The 17,558-nt window shown below is 59.2% G+C and carries 19 protein-coding genes and 1 tRNA gene; 1 reads left to right on the forward strand and 19 read right to left on the reverse strand.

The window, feature by feature from the left end:
- Positions 1-92: 92 nt before the first annotated feature.
- Positions 93-779, reverse strand: a complete 687-nt coding sequence (locus E8L03_RS06990) for a DUF554 domain-containing protein (protein ID WP_144306104.1) — start codon at positions 777-779, stop codon at positions 93-95.
- A 299-nt stretch (positions 780-1,078) separates the two neighbouring features.
- On the opposite strand from E8L03_RS06990, the gene E8L03_RS06995 reads away from it, so the two are divergent.
- Positions 1,079-1,165, forward strand: a tRNA-Leu gene (locus E8L03_RS06995).
- Positions 1,166-1,587: 422 nt separating this feature from the next.
- Here E8L03_RS06995 and E8L03_RS07000 read toward each other — a convergent pair.
- From E8L03_RS07000 to E8L03_RS07080, 18 genes are all read right to left on the reverse strand, one after another.
- Positions 1,588-2,154, reverse strand: coding sequence for a hypothetical protein (locus E8L03_RS07000; protein ID WP_171266932.1), 567 nt, complete (start codon positions 2,152-2,154; stop codon positions 1,588-1,590).
- A gap of 40 nt (positions 2,155-2,194) precedes the next feature.
- The gene (locus E8L03_RS07005) at positions 2,195-3,199 is read right to left on the reverse strand and encodes a WD40 repeat domain-containing protein (protein WP_171266933.1); all 1,005 of its coding nucleotides are present in this window, start codon (positions 3,197-3,199) and stop codon (positions 2,195-2,197) included.
- Entirely contained in the window at positions 3,196-3,816 is a 621-nt protein-coding gene (locus E8L03_RS07010) for a DUF3156 family protein (protein WP_171266934.1), read from the reverse strand. Before E8L03_RS07010 ends, E8L03_RS07005 begins: the two co-directional genes overlap by 4 nt.
- Before the next feature lie 3 nt (positions 3,817-3,819).
- Positions 3,820-5,184 carry an APC family permease gene (locus E8L03_RS07015; RefSeq protein ID WP_144306100.1) on the reverse strand — a complete coding sequence of 455 codons (1,365 nt, stop codon included), beginning with the start codon at positions 5,182-5,184 and terminating at the stop codon, positions 3,820-3,822.
- 78 nt (positions 5,185-5,262) lie between these two features.
- Complete coding sequence (locus E8L03_RS07020; protein ID WP_144306099.1) at positions 5,263-5,664, reverse strand: RidA family protein; 402 nt, start codon at positions 5,662-5,664, stop codon at positions 5,263-5,265.
- Between the two features lie 20 nt (positions 5,665-5,684).
- Complete coding sequence (locus tag E8L03_RS07025) at positions 5,685-6,821, reverse strand: NAD(P)/FAD-dependent oxidoreductase (protein ID WP_171266935.1); 1,137 nt, start codon at positions 6,819-6,821, stop codon at positions 5,685-5,687.
- A 1-nt stretch (position 6,822) separates the two neighbouring features.
- Positions 6,823-7,158, reverse strand: a complete 336-nt coding sequence (locus E8L03_RS07030) for a (2Fe-2S)-binding protein (protein WP_171266936.1) — start codon at positions 7,156-7,158, stop codon at positions 6,823-6,825.
- A complete protein-coding gene (locus tag E8L03_RS20890) occupies positions 7,159-7,662 on the reverse strand; it encodes a 4Fe-4S dicluster domain-containing protein (RefSeq protein ID WP_208738257.1) in 504 nt (167 codons plus the stop codon).
- Entirely contained in the window at positions 7,647-8,756 is a 1,110-nt protein-coding gene (locus tag E8L03_RS07035) for an NAD(P)/FAD-dependent oxidoreductase (RefSeq protein WP_216367948.1), read from the reverse strand. The genes E8L03_RS20890 and E8L03_RS07035 overlap by 16 nt, the downstream gene beginning before the upstream one ends.
- Positions 8,753-9,088, reverse strand: coding sequence for a (2Fe-2S)-binding protein (locus E8L03_RS07040; protein WP_144306096.1), 336 nt, complete (start codon positions 9,086-9,088; stop codon positions 8,753-8,755). The genes E8L03_RS07035 and E8L03_RS07040 overlap by 4 nt, the downstream gene beginning before the upstream one ends.
- Before the next feature lie 272 nt (positions 9,089-9,360).
- Complete coding sequence (locus E8L03_RS07045; protein WP_171266937.1) at positions 9,361-10,659, reverse strand: FMN-binding glutamate synthase family protein; 1,299 nt, start codon at positions 10,657-10,659, stop codon at positions 9,361-9,363.
- Positions 10,659-11,360, reverse strand: coding sequence for a GltB/FmdC/FwdC-like GXGXG domain-containing protein (locus E8L03_RS07050; protein ID WP_171266938.1), 702 nt, complete (start codon positions 11,358-11,360; stop codon positions 10,659-10,661). Before E8L03_RS07050 ends, E8L03_RS07045 begins: the two co-directional genes overlap by 1 nt.
- Positions 11,348-12,181 carry a class II glutamine amidotransferase domain-containing protein gene (locus E8L03_RS07055; protein ID WP_208738255.1) on the reverse strand — a complete coding sequence of 278 codons (834 nt, stop codon included), beginning with the start codon at positions 12,179-12,181 and terminating at the stop codon, positions 11,348-11,350. Before E8L03_RS07055 ends, E8L03_RS07050 begins: the two co-directional genes overlap by 13 nt.
- A 319-nt stretch (positions 12,182-12,500) precedes the next feature.
- The gene (locus tag E8L03_RS07060) at positions 12,501-13,940 is read right to left on the reverse strand and encodes a glutamine synthetase family protein (protein ID WP_216367949.1); all 1,440 of its coding nucleotides are present in this window, start codon (positions 13,938-13,940) and stop codon (positions 12,501-12,503) included.
- Positions 13,941-14,187: 247 nt separating this feature from the next.
- Positions 14,188-14,952, reverse strand: a complete 765-nt coding sequence (locus tag E8L03_RS07065; RefSeq protein ID WP_144306092.1) for a LexA family transcriptional regulator — start codon at positions 14,950-14,952, stop codon at positions 14,188-14,190.
- 618 nt (positions 14,953-15,570) lie between these two features.
- Positions 15,571-16,038 (reverse strand): hypothetical protein, encoded by a 468-nt coding sequence (locus tag E8L03_RS07070; RefSeq protein ID WP_171266939.1) that lies wholly within the window; start codon positions 16,036-16,038, stop codon positions 15,571-15,573.
- Positions 16,039-16,145: 107 nt separating this feature from the next.
- Entirely contained in the window at positions 16,146-16,940 is a 795-nt protein-coding gene (locus E8L03_RS07075) for a dimethyl sulfoxide reductase anchor subunit family protein (protein WP_171266940.1), read from the reverse strand.
- Positions 16,937-17,506, reverse strand: a complete 570-nt coding sequence (locus tag E8L03_RS07080) for a 4Fe-4S dicluster domain-containing protein (RefSeq protein WP_144306088.1) — start codon at positions 17,504-17,506, stop codon at positions 16,937-16,939. The genes E8L03_RS07075 and E8L03_RS07080 overlap by 4 nt, the downstream gene beginning before the upstream one ends.
- Between the last annotated feature and the right edge of the window lie 52 nt (positions 17,507-17,558).

A 17,558-nucleotide genomic window follows, 5' to 3' on the forward strand; every position in this document is an offset into this window, starting at 1 on the left:
TGGGATGCGGGCCGTACATGCCAGCATAACCAGTCAAGTTAGCCATCCCCGGCGAAAAAACAAGACCGTTTCGGCCTAAAATTCGAAAAGTGTCAGGCTCCCAGCGCCATGGTGATGAGGACGACGATGACCAAGGCAGGCAGGAGATTGGACAGGCGGATACGCGCCAGCTCCAGCAGGTTGATGCCAATGCCCAGGATAAGCGTGCCGCCCGTGGCCGTGAGCGCGGTGATCACGGGATCGGAAAATATCGTCTGCAGACTGGAGGCGAAGAACGTGAGCCCGAACTGGTAGATGGCCAGCGGGATGATGGAAAACAGGACGCCCACGCCGTAGGTGGAGGCCAGGGCGATGGAGGCGAAGCCGTCCAGCATGGACTTGGTGAGCAAAAGCGCCGGGTCGCCGCGCAGGCCCTCGTCGAATGCGCCCAGGATGGTCAACGGCCCAACGCAGAAGATGAGGAAGGCGGTGATCATGCCGTCGGTGAAGTGATCGGACTTGGAGCCCACTTTTTTCTTGAGCTTTTCCGCCAGCGCCATGAAGCGATCTTCGAGGTTCAACAGCTCGCCGGCGATGGCGCCCAGCACAACGCTGAAGATGAGCACAAGTGGGTTGGGCACCTTGAACGCCATCTGCATGCCGATGACAAGGGTGCACAGGCCGAGGCCCTGGAACACGATGGTGCGCACGCGGTCGGGCATGCGGCCGTGGGCTACGAGGCCGATTGATCCGCCGGCGATGACAGCGGCTATATTGACGATGGTGCCGATGGGAAGCATGGAAATCTAGGCGGCGCCGGCCAGAGGCGTCGGTTTCAGGGAGCTCGAACAGATGGCTCCCCGCAGCCGGAGACGTGGATTCCTCTACCGCAAAGGCGCGATAAGGGGAAGAGCGAAGGACGGCGACTGACTGCGGATCGAAATCCCCCTGCTGTCCGCTTTGGCGTCGATCTGCAGCGGGCTCTCCAGCATGGGCTTCGGTATTGCACATTCGGCGCGGCCCGGACATTGACCGGGAATTGAGGCACGACAACTATTGACACGTCCCGCCGGTCCTCGTAGATATCTCTTCTTCCCCTGCCGGGGTGGTGAAATTGGTAGACGCGACGGACTCAAAATCCGTTACTGGCAACAGTGTGCGGGTTCGACTCCCGCCCCCGGCACCAAGAATTTCAGCAACTTAGCAAGTCGTTTTCCCAACGACTCCTCGCTGACTTGCCATTTTGCTCCACTTTCGCTCCAGGGTTGCCCTGGAGCGAGAGGGAGCCATGGCGTCGCTCCGAACGCGTGGTTCCCTGTTCCTGCAAGACATTTGAAACCAAGGTGTGCGCCGAGGGATGGCTCGGGAGATCGAGTCCGAATGGATGCGAGCAGCTTTGTTTCGCGCAAGGGAGCCGAGTCCACGCCCCTCGCAACACCGATCGTTTCTTTCGAGTACGTCCCAGTACCCTAATCCTACTGCCGCAGAGAACGGCGCCCTTTGTATAGATGAGGGGTCAACGTCCGGCATGCTCCAATGTCTTTCCTGCCACATGCCGGACTCTTTTCAGCGTGTTTTCAATGGAGCTGCTCCCACGCCATCACGCTTTTACAAGTCATGGACGTGCTTCAGCTGCAGGGTGACATCGCCCTTGAACCCCGGCGAGGTGAACCCTGCCAGGAAATCGCTTTGGTCCAGTTCCGGCACATAGGCCGGGCCGCTGTCTTTCAGGGTGACCGTGGCGACTCCCGCCGAGACGACCACATCCATTTTTTTCAACGCTTCGGGCGTGTGCTGGGATTTGAGCAGCGTCTTGAGCGTCAACAGACACAAGTGCTCCAGGTTGTGCTTTTCGCGCATCATGTTGAAGATCAGCCGATGCTCTTCAAATCTGGTGCGTACGTCGAAGAGAGCCACATGCAAGAACTTGTCGTATAGAAGGTACCCCCAGACCTGCACCTGGGTTTTCTTCTTGGGTGCAATAAGAGCCGTATACCCTTTCTTGCTTTGCAAGGCGTCGCGCACCAGCTCCTGGGCAACCAGGTCCACTTCGTGATGGCCGAATTCCACCTCGTCGGCGATGTCTTTCATGGTTTCGGTCACCGCGCCGAGGCGGGTGGTGGAGCGCCAGATATCGCCGACTTCCAGAACCAGAGATTCAAACCAGTTGTCCATGCTTCGCACCTTTTGTTTGTTCGAGGCCAGACGGCCGGCTCTAGTTGATGACTGCCAGTGCTTTCACCGCGGTATCTGCTTTGCCACGCTCGACAATGGTTCCCTGCTCCACATCCACTTCGAGGATGTCGCCGGAATCGTCTCCCACGAACACGAATTTTCCATCGGCGGTAAACTCCACGGAGTTCATGGACACGGAGTCGGGATTTTCGACATGGCGCAGCTCCTTGCCTGTGGCGGCGTCCCAGATGCGGATTGTCTTGTCCGCGCCCGCCGTTACCAACAGGCTTCCATCCGGGCTGAAGTCGAGGCAGTAGACGCCGTTGTCATGAGCCAGCACCTCCCATTTTTCCGAGAGGTCGGGCACATTCCAGACTTTAAGGAATTTATCTGCACTGGCGGTGGCCAGGGTTTTCCCGTCCGGAGAAAAACGCACCGCGTAGATGGCGTTGTAGTGCGCGTCTATGGATTTGGACTCTTCCCAGGTCTTGGTGTCCCAAAGCACGAGCTTGTTGTCGGAGCCCACTGAAGCCAGCAGGGTGCTGTCCGGACTGAAATCCGTGCCGTATACGTAGCTGTCGTGGCCTTCGAGAGTCTGCGTATGCTTGAGCCCGTTGGTTTCCCAGATAAACACCGTACGGTCCTTGCTCGCCGTTGCGAAGAGCGAACCGTCCGGACTGAAGGCGATGGACCGTACGGCTCCGCGGTGGGAATCCTCGAGGATTTCGCCATCCTTCTTTTTGAGATTCCATGCGGCCAACCGTCCTTTCTTGTCACCGGTCAGAAGCAAGCCGTCGCGGTATGCCGACGCATAGACTGTTTTTGAGTGCACTTTATCCAGCTTGCTGAAATCCAAGCTGTGGCCTTTTGAAACTTCGAACACATATCCGAAACTGCCTCCAGCGACAGCCAGGGGTTCGGCGGCCATGGCGGTGGTGCCGGCCGCTTGCATGGCAGCAAGAAGTGTAATGACAAGAAAGAGTTTCGTGTATCCGGCTAATCGCATGATGGGTACCTCTCTGAAAAAATTCTTGGAGTCCGTCATTTCGTACGATCGTCTCGTACGGCAGCTCCATGCCCAAGAAGCCGTGCCAGAACGTTCACGGTTTCCACCATGGCGGCGCCATGTTTTGCGGGCAGTTTTACGGCGTACTTCATGGGCGGCATGAGCATCCAGACAAACGAGCCGCCAACAGGAGCAAGGCGCATGCGGACAGTTCCGTCCTTGTCTCCCGGTTCCAACGTCATTTTCTCGATGTCCTGCAGAAACAGCAGATCGACGAGTCCCTTGTTCTGGTTCAACAGGTCGGCGAGCACATCGTGTGCCCCTTCTGCCGCTTCCTGCTTCTTGTTTTTAAATTCGGGCGCACCCTTGAAAAGCGCACCGCCATAATGCAGCACAAGGGGGGCTCGCACAGGCACATCCGAATCGAACTCCGCTTCCAAGACCGTGCGATAAACCCCGCCCATAAATTTCTTTTTCTGCTCCCAGGTCAGGCGCAAGCTGCGTGCGCCGCCCCGCCCCGGCGCAAACTCGAAATTTTCTCCTGTCTCCTCGAAGGGGCCTAACCCGGCCCCTTCGAGTGCACCGGCCGTACGGCGGAGGGCATCCAAAGCCGCGCCGTGAACGCGAGGTGCGTACCTTTTGCCGAAACCGAACATCGGCTACTCCGCCGCATCCAGGCTGATAGGCTTGAACAGGGGTTTCTTCATGACGAGCTTGATCCAGAGCAGGGCGTAGATTATGGCGATGCCCACCATCAAACCGCCGAACTTGTAGATCTCAGCGGCTGTAATAGGATCAGGGAAGATGTTTATGATCAGAAAGATCATGCCCCCAATGCCGATAATCTGCGGGAGGGGATACAACGGCGCCTTGTACGGGCGGGCGATATTTTTGTAGCGCGTACGCAGGATGATCACGTCCACGTGCGCGATGATGTAGGCGATGAGCCAAGACAGCGCTGCAGCCATGATGAAGATGACGATTGCCTCGATACCCGCCACGCCGGAGACCAGCACGGCCGCCATGCCGACGCCCATGAGCACAATGCCGACCCAGGGGGTCCGGAAACGCGGATGGATCATGCCGAAGATCGAAGGGATCTCGCCATCATGCGCCATGCCGTACAGCATACGGGGGATGACGCCCACCAGGGTATTGACCGAGCTGGCCGTGGCCGCCAGGGAGACAATACCGATCCAAATTTCTCCGGTTCTGCCAAGGATGGCCGAGGCTACGTCAACGTGCGGACTGGCTGATTCCGCCAGTCTGTCCAGGGGAATGTATTTGATGGACGCGTATCCATAGAGCAGGTTCACGATGAAAATGATTCCAAGCCCCAAGAACATGGACTTGGGAATGTTTTTCTCCGGATCGATGGTTTCCTCTGCCATGGGGCAGACGAATTCGATGCCGATATACAGCCAGATGGCCAGAGCGATCAGCGAAAAAACCTCCATGCCCATCGGGTTGAAAGGCATGGGAGGCATACTCGGTGCGGGTGCGCCCAGCCCCAGCAGGCCCACGGCGCCCAGGGCGGACATCGAGAGGATCATTATGCCGGTAAAGAGAATCTGCGATTTGGCGAAGATATCCACGCCCACCACATTCAGAATCACCAACAATGCCAGCAGAAAAAGTGAAAAAACCATGGGCGGGAGCGACGGCATGAACACGCCGTTGACCACGAACCCGGAAACGGCCAGCTCGGCGGGACCGGCCAGCATGCTCACAACAACGTAGCCGCAGATAGTGGCCACAATGGCCGGAAGCGAGCCCATGGCCACCCGGGTGTAGGTGCTGATGCCGCCCGCCTGCGGCATGATGCAGGCGAGCTCGGCGAAGCTCATGGCCGTAAAATATTGCAGCAGCCAGGCGGCGATCATGGCGAAAAGAAATCCGCCGCCTGCTATTCCCATGCCCTGCCCCAGGGAAACCAGCGTGGTGGAAGCCACCACAAGCCCGACGCCCACAGCCAGGCAGGACCAGAAGCCCAACGTCCGTTTCAGTTGATTATCAGAAGCCATTTCAATTCTCCTCTGCCACCGGAACGCCCTATACTCAGCAACGATTCAGGGTCTTCCTGTGCTGTTGAAAAAGGAACATCAGGTGCTCGAACCTATGACGGCGTCCACCTCGATCTCCACGATCTGCTCGGGCCGGAACAGGCCCTTGATTTCGCACATGGTTGTGATCGGTTTGATTTTTTTGAAATATTCCGAATAGGCGCGAATGCAGTCCCCGGCTTTGCTTATGTCCGTGATGTAGGTGCGCACACGCACGACGTCCGAATAGCGGGAGCCGGCCAGCTCCAGGGCGTCGCCGATTTTTTCAAAAATGTTTTTGGCCTGGCCGTAAGCATCGCCGGGACAGGCAACATTGCCTTCGGAATCCGTAGCCGTGGTGCCGCCCACATAGACAAAAGGACCGACCCGGACCGCCCGGCTGTATCCGACCTTTTCCTCAAGGGGGGCGCCGGAAGCGATCATTTGACGCGTAAGCTCCATAGCTCTCTCCTCATTGTTGTTCAGTTGACGGGACGAAATCTGTCCGAGACAAAGGCCGAGATATCCACATCGGGCGTCTCTCCCAGAGCAGCCTGACTGATGACCCGCCCCACGGCAGGGGAAATGCCGAATCCATGACCGGAAAAACCCGTGGCCGAGACATAGCCCGGCACGTCGCTCACAGGACCCAGAACCGGGACCTTGTCCGCCACCTGGGCGATAAGGCCGCTCCAGACCCGCGTGACGTTCACATCCTGCAGGAAAGGGAAAAAGCGCAGAACTGCCCGGCAGATCGCCGGAGCGACCTCGGGATAATTGGGGCGGCGCTCCGACTTGCCCCGGTCATCGTACAAGAAGGTGTCGTAGCCGATGAAACCGCCCCAGACGAACGAGCCGTGCTCGGTCTGGTGGCCGTAGAAGTCCGATGCCGCGGTGCCGATCATCTGCGGAAAAAGTGGTTCCCGTGCTTCCGTGACCAGAATTTCCGTGAACACCGGCGTCATGGGGAAATCCAGACCAACCATGTTGGCCACTTTACGTCCGCCAATCCCCGCCGCATTGACCACGATCTTGGAGGAGTACGTATCCTTGTCCGTCACCACGCCGCTGACATGCCGCTTGGACAGCCGGATTTCCCGGACCGTTTCTCCGGTGCGCAACTCCGCGCCCAGGCTGCGGGCCTTGCGCAGAAAAGCGTAGGTCACCAGCATGGGGTTGGCGTGGCCGTCCGTGGGGCAGTAGCTGGCGCCCAGAACAATATCCGACACATACGGATTGATCTCGCGAACGGCCTCGTTGTCCAGATACTCCACAGGCAGGCCAAAAGCCTGGCTCTGCTTGTCCACGGCCGCGCGCATGCTTTCTTCCTGCGCCGGCGTTACGCACAGACGCAGGTTACCGCCCTGTTTGTACTCCACGTTAAGGCCCAGCTCTTCCGCAAGATTTTCAAAGAGCTTCACGCTGTACATGGCTAACGGCATCTCGCGCGGATCACGGGCGGATTGGCGTACCCCCCCGCCGTTCTGTCCGGAAGCCTGGCTACAGACCTCGCCCTTGTCCAAAATCAACGTTTTCAGGCCGCGCCGGGCCAGGTTGTAGGCAATGGAGCAACCATTGACTCCGGCGCCGATGACTATGGCGTCATAGGTCTTGGCCATACTACCTCTCCTCCTCCCCGCCCTGGCTGTCGTTGGCGAGAACGCCCATGGGCGTGGGCCTGACAGGCGGACGCGCGGTCACGGGCTCCATCGTTGCCGGGTCCACGGGGCCGTCGGCCTCTCTGGCCACCATTCCGGCGACCAGCCGCCCGCAGGTCTGCCCCTGGCAAAGCCCCATCCCGGCCCGAGTGGCCCGCTTCACCCCGCTGACGGTGGTTATTCCGGCCGCCAGTGCATCCCGGATTTCCCCCTTTGTGACCTCTTCACACCGGCACAACACTAAATCGTCGTCTGCGTGAGCCTTGCGGCCCTGGCAGTTGCATCCTTCAGAGTGCATCTACGCCTCCTTTCGCTTGAAAAAACGCGCCTGCATGGACCATTCGAGAGGGACGGCCATGGTGACCTGCGCGGTCCGGTCCATGGAGTCCAAAAGCCTGCTTCGCACGATTCTGGCTTCACCAAGCACGGAACCCGAACGGTCCAGCGCCAGGACGATCTCGCCTTTGTCCGGCAGGGGTAAAAACTCGTACGGCAGGGTCACATAGGCCTCATCGCCCTTGCTCTCGTCCACGATGAACACGGCCTGTCCCGGACAGGCGGAAACGCATTTGCCGCATCCGGAACAGTTCTCGGCATTCAGTTCAGGACGGTCCGTGATCTTGCTGCCAACGCGCACCGCGTCTTTGTCGCAGGCCTGCTCGCACGGATTGCAGGGAATTTCCTGAATACATTCGAATATGGCCACGGGGCCCTGTTTACGGCGCTCGGCAGAAGGAACGCCCGGGGCGTTCGCAAGGTCTTCCATCAGAAGGTAGCCGTTGGTTTTTAAGCAGTCTGACATGCCGCCTCCTTCTCCAAAGCCTTGTGCATCAGCTCTTCGGCCGCACGGATGCGCTCGCCGAAAGGACCACCCCGCAACCGGTCCAGGGATTCGTGCAACTCCTGCCCGCGCGATTCAGCCGCTTGCGAATCCGCAAAACCCTGGCGCCGGGCAGCCGCCAGGCCGGCAAGCCGCCCGCGGATCATGGCCGAGCTGGCTTCTTCGATGCCGCCGGCGTCGCCCGCCACATACAGCCCAGGAACAGACGTCGCTCCATTCTGGGCCGTTGCCGGGACCAGTCCGCCCAAGCCGGGCAGGTTAACCATTGTGCAACCCGCCATGCGGGAAAGCTGGGTAGCCGGGGTCAGGCCCACGGCAAGACAGATCGTGTCCACCGCAAACGTTTTTTCCGTTCCGGGAACCGGCTGCCAACGTTCGTCCACCTGGGCGATAGTCGCGGATTCGACCTTGCCGTCGCCTTCTGCCTGCAGAATGGTATGTCCGAGAAAAAAGGGAACGCCGGTCCGGGCCACCTTTGCCGCGTGCACGCCGTAGCCGCCGATGGCCCTGCTCGCATCGATCATGGCCTGAACACGGCAGCCCGCCTGCAGCATCTGGTAGGCAACAACCACGCCCACATTGCCGCAGCCGACCATCAGCAGATCGTTGCCAGGGCGTACGCCGTGCAGATTGGCCATGGTCTGGGCCGCGCCCGCGCCGATGACGCCCGGCAGAGTCCAGCCGGGAAAGGGAACCATGTTTTCCGAAGCGCCCGTGGCAATGACCACGGCATTGGCGCGGACCCGTTCGATGCGGTCGCCGCGTACGACCTGGACGATCAGGCCGTCGTACAGGCCGATGACCTGCGCCCCCAGCACCACTTCCACGCCCGCACGTCCGGCTTCTTCCAACAGCTGCTGCCCGATCCGGAACCCACGCTCCCGGGCCCGGTGTTCCTTGGAGCCAAAGAACTTATGGATCTGCTTGAACAATTGTCCGCCCGGCAGGGCGTTTTCGTCGTAAACCACAACGTCCAGACCGTACTGTGCAGCCTCGATGGCCGCCGAAAGTCCTGCCGGCCCAGCGCCGATGATGATCAGGTCGCGCCGTTTCATGGCCGCTCCTCTTTTTCCGCAACAGCTCCGTTGCCAAGTCCATGTTGGGTTCGGATCGCCATGCCCTCGCACAAAGGTTCGACGCACGTACGCACGTTGGGTTTGCCGTTGACCACCATGACGCAGTCCGTACAGCGCCCGATGGCGCAAAATACGCCGCGCGGCTCCTTGTTTTTGGCCGTATACCGGTGCGTCAGCACTCCCGCGGCGCGCAACGCCGCCGCGATGGGCTCGCCCTCAAACCCTTCCATGGGCTCGCCGTCAAAAGTGAACGTGACCCTGCGGCCGCGCTCATAGGTGCCAAGCACCGGATGTTCTGCTAATCTGTTCATTGTCAGCGACCTTGTATGTAGAGCAGATAATTAAGTAACTCTCCGCCAGGGGCCCCCTGCCCCCTCACATATGGGGATGTTGTTTTATGACTTGCTCACTGGCCACGTGTTGAAAAAGCCGTCCTGAGTTCTTTCAGGCCGGATCAGCGAAAACGCTGTTTCGCCAACCCGCACGAGTCATTCACTCCACGTTGCTCCGTTCAGGCCTCGGCGCGCCATGCCAGCCGCAAGGCGTGCGCAGGCTGTTTTCAATGGCCTGTCAGGCACCTCGCCTAGAAAAACCCGAACGGTTCGGTGAAGGTGAAGTCCGTACCCATCAGGGGCACGCCGGTAACGGCGCAGGACTCCAGGGTCAGGGAGCGCAGGTCTTCGCGCTCCAGGTTGCGGAGCTTGGTCTTGCCCGCGGCTTTGGCCAGAATAATAGCCTCATGGGTCATGGCCTTGATGTAATTAGCTACGCGCTGGGCTGCTTCATCCACGTCCAGGCGTGCGCGCAGCTCCGGGTCCTGGGTGCCGATACCAAAGGCGCACCGACCGCTCTGGCAGCGCTGGCACACGGTACAACCCATGGCCACCATGACGGACTGGCCCAGAGCCACGGCGTCCGCACCCAGCGCCAGGGCTTTGGCCACGTCGGCGCCGCTTTTTATGCCGCCGGAAACGATCAGGGAGACTTCATCCTTCACCCCCATTTCCTCCAGCGCGCGTGCGGCCTGCACCAGGGCCGGCAGCGTGGGGATGCCCATGTTGTCCGCAGCCACCACGGGCGCCGCGCCTGTGCCGCCTTGCGCGCCGTCCACCACCACGCCGTCCACACCGGCCTTGACCGCTATCTTGACGTCTTCGCGGACGCGTCCGGCCGCCAGCTTGAGGAAAATCGGGATGCGGTTGTCCGTGACTTCCCGGAGCTGCTCCATCTTGATGACCAGATCATCGGCTCCGAAAATATCGCCGTGGCGCGGATGGCTGTGCAGATCTATGCCTTCGGGAATTTGCCGGAATGCCGCCACTTCCTTGCTGATCTTGGAGCCCATCAGGTGTCCGGAAAGACCCGGCTTGGCGCCGATGCCGATGATGATCTCCAGCGCATCGGCCACCTCGATGGAGCGCAGGGAAAAGCCCATGCGGCTGGGCAGAATCTGCACTACCTGTTTGTAGGATTCGGCGCGCTCTTCGGGGAGCAGTCCGCCCTCGCCGTTGTTGATGGACGTGCCCACAAGTTGTGTGGCTTTGGCCAGGGCGATCTTGGCCTCCTTGGAAAGCGCGCCGTAGCTCATTCCGGAAATCAGAATGGGGGTTTCCACCACCAGCGGCTCGGAACAGTAGCGACCTCCCAGCGTGGTGCGCGTCTCGCAAGGTTCGCGGTAGGTATCCACGGACATGCGGGTCAGCTGCGAAGGCAGCACGGTTATGTCGTCGAAGGTGGGAAAAGGCCGCGGGGTTCCACAGCCGCGGATGCGGTGCGTACCATTCTCCGCCTTCCAGCGGATGTCCGAAAGCACCTCTTTGCTCCAGGTGGAATGGGGCCTTTCTTTAACCACTGCGGGTTTGTTTTTTGCTTGCTCTGTCATCAGGCTTCCGCCTTTTCAATCTTGGGGTTGAACAAGGTATAGTGGTGCCGCCCGCTGGTCATGGGCCGTAGGGACATGAACTCCGAAGCGTCGGCATCGATGGCGTATTTCTCAAAGAGCATGTTCAGGCTCTCGGCCTCCTGCTCTGATATGGGATGGAACTCCACGTTGCCGCCCAGTTTTTCTTCGGCCTGCGGGTCGCGCACGTGGATCAGACCGCGGTACATGGACTCGCCGAGCCCCTGCCCGACCTCGCCCAGCACCACAATGCGCCCGCCCATGGTCATCTGGCCGCACCAGCGTCCGGTGGAACCGCAAATGACCAGGTCGCCGCCCTTCATGCCCAGGCCGGCGCGCCCGCCCGTGTTCCCGCGGACTACGATGGTTCCGCCAATGGTGGAAGGCGCACAGTTGCTGCCGGCGTTCTTCTCCACGATGATCTCGCCACAGAGCATGTTGTCGCCGGTGTACCAACCCGTGTTGCCTTTGATGACCAGGCGCGGCCCTTCCAGAAAACCGCCGGTATAAAATCCAGTGGAGCCGTCCACCGTAATGGTGGCCTCGCCTTTCAAGGCGGTACCCAGGTTGTGGACCGAGCCCGGATGCTCCACCAGAATCTCGGCTTCTCCCGAGGCCATGCACGACTTGATCTTTTTATTGAGCTCGCGTTTCGCCAACGCGGAGGCGTCTAGAGTGACCATACGTTCACCGTCCCTGGATCCATTTCGTCTGCAAAGACGTCGTCGAAAATGGGCGTGAGGCTGATCTGCTCGGAACCGAAAAGCGTGACGCCATCCTGCTCGAAAAGAAGCAGGGGCTTGATGGCCAGCCTGTCTTTGACAAAACCCAGCTCCGTAGGCGTGGAGGCCAGGATGGTGAAAATGCCGTCCAGATCTTCCAATGACGCGGCAAGCGCATCCTGCAGGCTCAGGCCCTGGGACCCCATCTGCCAGCCGATGTAGTGCGCGGCCATCTCGGAGTCATTGCGGGTCTTGAACTGCGTGCCCTTGGACTCGAGAAACCGGCGCATGTTGAAGTAATTGGTAAACTGCCCATTATGAACAATGGCCAGCTCCGGATAGTGAGGCGTAACGAAGGGATGGGCCGCGTTGATGTCCTCTGCGCTTTCCGTGGCCAGCCGGACGTGGCCGATGCCGTGTGTGCCGGCTGTGGGGCGAATCTCATGGCGCGCCCTGATGTCCACTGCGTGGCCCTGGTCCTTGTACACGGCAATGCTCTTGCCTATGGAATGGACACACAGCTTCGGATGGGCATTCACGACTGTGTGCAGCAGCGGTATCTCGGCAGCGTCTATGTCCAGGCTTGCTTCATAGAAGGTAAAAATACCCTGGCCCTGGTACACCTTATGTTCGATTTCCCGTGCATGCTGGCTGACGAGATCGCGTAAAATTCCCACGAACTCGGGACTGGGCATGGCGACGCGCAGCTTCACATGGTCGCGTTTTTCGTAAATGGCCACGCCTGTGGCATCCAGGCCCCGGTGCTGCACCAACTGCAGCATGTCCAGTAAATCCGTTCCCAATGTCTGGGAACCTGCGGCTATAATGCCGGCAACTCCGCACATGTTTTTCTCCTTGGGTGGCTGAGACGCTTCTGCGCAGACTGTTTTTTGGCAAAAAGAGTCTGCCCCACTCTTCTGTTGGTCGTTATCCGGTGCGCGAGATCTATGATTCCCTTGCACTGGATTATATGGAAGGCCGCGCTGTAGCCGAAGCAAAGTGAGTACCTTCCATCCAACAAGAGCGTCTTCTACACAGTTGCTGCTTTTGCTGTGGCACAGGACATCCGTTGCATCAGGATGATCCGGTGCACCCGCTTAATTAGAGATGGTACGAGTAATGTTCGAATTCCCAATCCGAGACCCAGCTCCGGTAGAGTTCGATCTCCGCCTCTTTCATGGCCATGAAGTTCTGAACAATCTTCTTCCCCATGGCGTCGCAGAAGTCGGTGTCTCCTTCGAGCTCGCGGAGCGAACGGAAAAGGGAAAGAGGCATGGTCTCAAACCGGTCCGGACTCTCCCGGTACATGTCGCCCTCGAAAGGCTCGCCCGGATCGATCGCGTTGTTGATGCCTTCCAATCCCGCGGCAAGGACGGCCGAGATGGCCAGATACGGATTGGCGGAAGCGCAGCCTGCGCGTACTTCCACGCGCGTTGCCGGGCCGCGTTCGGACGGAACGCGCAGATAGACCGTGCGGTTGTCCAGGCCCCATCCGATGTAGTAGGGAGCAAAACTGTCCAGCTGGAAGCGTTTGTAGGAATTGACGGTGGGGGCAAGAAAAGCAGTGCTTGCCTTGGCATGCTCCATAATACCGCCGATGAAATGGCGCATGGTCTCGGCCATGCCCATGTTGCCGGACGGATCATCGAAGATATTTTTTCCATCGGCGTCGTTCATGGAGAAATGCATGTGGAAGCCACTGCCGCCGGCATCGTTGCGCGGCCGCCCCATGAAGGTGATCAGCAAATTCTCAAGGTGTGCAAGCTCTTTGCAGACATTCTTGAAGGTGAATGTCTGGTCGGCCATCTTCAATGCATCGGAATGCTTCCAGTTGAACTCGTACTGTCCCTGGAAGAACTCATGATTGTAGTAGAGGATATCGTAGCCCATTTCGGAAAGGATCTGCTGCAGCTTGTGCATGATGTTCTGAGGGTCCACACGCGGACTCATTGTGTAGACGTTGGATGGCTTGTCGCAGTAGAAATCGCAGGTTCCTGCCCCATTTGTCTTGAAGACATAGAACTCAAGCTCACTGGCCACAATGGGACGCAGGTTGAGCTGGGCGTACTTGGCGAGAATATGTTTCAACTGGTTGCGCGGCGAGAAAGGCCAGGGCTGGTCGTCAACCACGGGGTCCCCGATAAAACGGATGGTCTTGTCGAGATACGGGACCGTGGAGAAGGTCGTAATGTCAGGAACTATTTTCATGTCCCCGTAGCTTATTTCATCGGCAACGCCGGAGCCCGGGGCAATGTCGTTATTGAGCATAACGGCTGAGACCGCCTGCGCGCAGGTGATTCCCTCCTCGACGATCTCTTCGAATCGATAGGCAGGTACGATCTTTCCGCGGTTCACCCCGTGAATGTCCGAAAAATCAACCCGTATGGAGTCGATGCCGTTGTCTTGAATATAGTCTTTGATTTCTGTGACCTGCATGGAAACACCTCGCTGCATGTTCGCGTTTGCCTCTTCTGCCCTGTCGGCTTGGGAGAAGCCCTTGGAAGAGACGACTTTGATTTTACTTTTTTGTGCACCATCCATACCATCAAGAAAATCCTCTTAAATTATCGCTAGATATTAAAGTGAATGTTCAGCAACAAAAAAGAAATGCGCCGTGCAAAATGCACAGCGCATTTGATGTGCCTGTTCCATAACAGACTAATATTAAATCGTTTAACTAAACAATAGGCTTCTAGGGGTGCGATTGAGCAGCTAAAACAAAATGGCTAAAATTTACAAATTCGCACAAAGAGGTTTCAGAAGATGCCGCGCGGACCTGATCCAAAATTCAACTTTGTGGACCGTAGATCGGACCGGCCCTTTCCAGGACAATACCCAGGATGATGGCATCGCTCTCGTGGATGGTCGGTGTATCTTCCCGGTCCGTAACAAAGATGCCGCCTTCTGCAGATACTTCGAACCGCCGGATGACCAGGCGTCCGCCAACGGCGATCATGTAAAACCTTGAGGCGACGGGCTCAGTCTGGCTGGTATCCACGAGCAGCCAGTCTCCGGGCAGAATGGGCCCGAGGCTTTCTCCCGCCCGAAAGCAGACCATAGAGAGCCAGTCCCCCAGGCTATCCGCGGCAACTCTGCGCATAACATAAGGCACGGAGCCCAGATCCGGCACCATCTCGCCGTACTCGTTCAGCCAGGGGCGAACCACTGGGCGGCAGACATACTCCCGCAGCTTCATGGTGCCGCTTTCCGAATACACAATGCCGATGAGCTGCTGATCCGCCGGCAACGTGATGCGCACCGACACCGCCGCTCCGGTGATGTCGAGCACCGTGATGCCGGGCTCGTCCGGACGCTGCTCCTGTTTCCCGGGAGTTTCCCCGGTGGTAAGCCATTCCGGAGCTACCTTGAACAGATGGGATGCCCGGTAGACCCACTCCATGGGAACTGCCCCGCGCGCCTTCCAGGCACTGATGGTCGAAGGGATTGTCTCCAGTGCAACCGCGAGCTCTTTCTGCGTATTCTTTCCCGACGCCTCCATCATACGCCCGATGATCGCAGCAGCGCCTGTTTCAGCGTCATATGGAGTTTGCATCTGTTGTCTCCCTGTGAATCTTCAGAAGATTCGATTCATTTTTTCGAATTTTCCGTGGATCAATTTTTATATTCGTCAACAAAGATCAACACGAGTCATTTTTTGCAATATTGTAAAAAAATGGCAACTCTTTTTTTGCAGACACCTGCAGCTTCTTGGCAAAAAACTTCAATAAATTTGGCACTTAGTTCCGAATCAAAAAGTACCGAAAAGAACAGAGCAAGATTTTACGCTACCCGCGTTCATGACATCTGTCAGCAGAGAGCGGCACACGACCGTAAGAAAAGAATCGAAGCGGTAACCCTGGAAAAAACGACACGACGGGCAGTTCTTCAAACAGCCAGGAGAACTTCTTATCGGAGTTCTTCCTTATCGAAGTCCTCCAAAGAATAACCAGAAAGATCAGCCCGTTGGCAGCGTCTGCTCGCGACAGAGCATTGACACATTTGTCAGGCCTCGATTGCGTGTGTGATGGGATTGATTCGCTGCATCGTGCTTTTTATGAGGAAACATCTCTCCACGACGCCCTGCCCAGCATGAATCAGGGACGCTCGGTATCTGAAGCAGTCCCCCACCGTCTTCACATAGGCAGTGGCGAGTGCCCCGGACGGGCCCCTGCTACTCCGCTTCGCCGACGTGCAGGGTGAGGGTCCCGCTGCCGATCTGCGCCGCCTTGACGCCGCCGCAGCTTGATTTGGCGATGAGATTAATGCGCACCTCCACACGGTACTCGCCGGCGATTGAGGGCGTCAGGGCGATGTCCGGAAAGCCGGGCAGCACATCGAGCCCTGCACCCTCAGGCGCGTCAAGCACATCCACCAGCGTGGTGACATAGAAGCCCATGGGCGGCGTCGCCGGGTCAAGCGTCATGTGGGCGCGCACCTTGTGCCCAGCCACCGCGTCCAGCTCCTCGGCGGCCAGCGCTGCCGTGTACGCGGGCGTGGTCAACGGGCAGGCTGCAATCGGCTTATCGTCTGATTGATTTCCGGAACCCGCCCCCTGGGCGTGGGCATTGAGCACCATCCACAGCATCAGGACACCGCACAGCACCAGACAGGCGAGGAGCCGTATAGAAATTGGTGCCATGCAGTGTGTCCTGGTCATTTTTTTTGATGCCTCCGGCGGCCAGGGAGCAATGCTCCCTGGCGGGGTGCCCGAGGGGCAGCGCCCCTCGGAACACCTCGTTCATCACATCAATATATACCACCCAGGTTCGACGCCGTGTGGATGGAGTACATGAAGAAAAGCAGCCGGCCGGCCAGCTCCCCGGCCACCAGCAGCACGGGCAGCCAGACCGGTATGCTCTTCATCCGCACCATCACGGCCAGCGGCAGGGCCAGGCCCAGCACGATACGCGCCCAGTAGAGCGGCGAGGCCACGAAGGCCATGCCGGTCTCACGCATCACGGTGCCGCCGGAGAGCCAGATGCACGGGGCCAGCAGGTGGACCACCAGGCCCACAAGGAGCGCGCCGGTGAGCCAGCGTGCGAGCATGGCCTGCTTCTCCTGCGAGGCGAAGTAGCTGGCCAGGGCCGGCCCCAGGATGGCGGCCGTGAGCAGGAAGAAGGCGAAGGGCAACACGTTGTTGTACGCCGGAAAGCTGGGCGGCGAGTAGGTCATGCCCATGAAGTAGACCACGAGCAGGCCGAGCACGGCGGCGATTATGCCGAGGGCCTTGTTGACCCCGCCCTTGATGGTGAAGGCGGCCACGGCCACCACGGCCAGCAGGACGCCAGCGCCCACGGCCTCTGCCGAGAGCCACGCCGTGCCCAGGTGGTTGAGGACTGTGGGAGCGCCCAGGGGATGGCCCAGGTGAAAGAGCGAGGCGAGGAGGCCGATGGCCAGGACCGCGGCTGCGAACAGCCACTCCTGCCGTATCTTCCCAAGGGGGCCATGGCCTGCGAACTGCCGCACCGTGGAGATGGCGACCAGACCGATGGCGGCCTGGGCGGACACGGTGAAGACGACGAGGGGAAGCTCCATGCTCATACGTCGCTCCTTGTGACCATACGGGGCTGCTCCGGAAGGATGAAGCGCACCGAGGGGTTGAGCTTGGTGAAACGGGGGAACCCGGCCGGGTACTGCACGGCGTTGGGGTTGTCGAACTCGGCGAGGTCCACGATCTGCAGAGCCTCCACCGGGCAGCTCTGCACGCAGGCCGGCTTCAGGCCGGCGTCCAGGCGCTGGTAGCAGAAGCTGCACTTCTCGGCCTTCTTGAGCACCGGGTTGTAGCGCGGCGCGCCGTACGGGCAGGAGCGGATGCAGTTGCCGCAGCCGATGCACTTGTCCTGCTCGTGCACCACCACGCCGTCCTCTTCCCGTTTGTAGTAGGCCTTCACCGGGCAGACGTTGGCGCAGGTGGGGTTCTCGCAGTGGTTGCAGGCCAGGGAGTAGAAGGCGCGCTCGCGGTGGGGGTAGATCTCCTCGTTGAGGGGATAGACCTGCCGCCAGTGCACGCCTGGCTCCTGGTGATACTGGTTCTTGCACGCCATGGCGCAGGTGAAGCACCCGATGCAACGCTTGGCGTCCACAAAAAAGGCGTATTGTTTCGTCATGGGTTTCACTCCCCTGAACATTCCATTGGATGATTACGGTCCGGCATGATTC

The organism is Oceanidesulfovibrio marinus (genome assembly GCF_013085545.1).
Classification (GTDB): Bacteria; Desulfobacterota; Desulfovibrionia; order Desulfovibrionales; family Desulfovibrionaceae; genus Oceanidesulfovibrio; species Oceanidesulfovibrio marinus.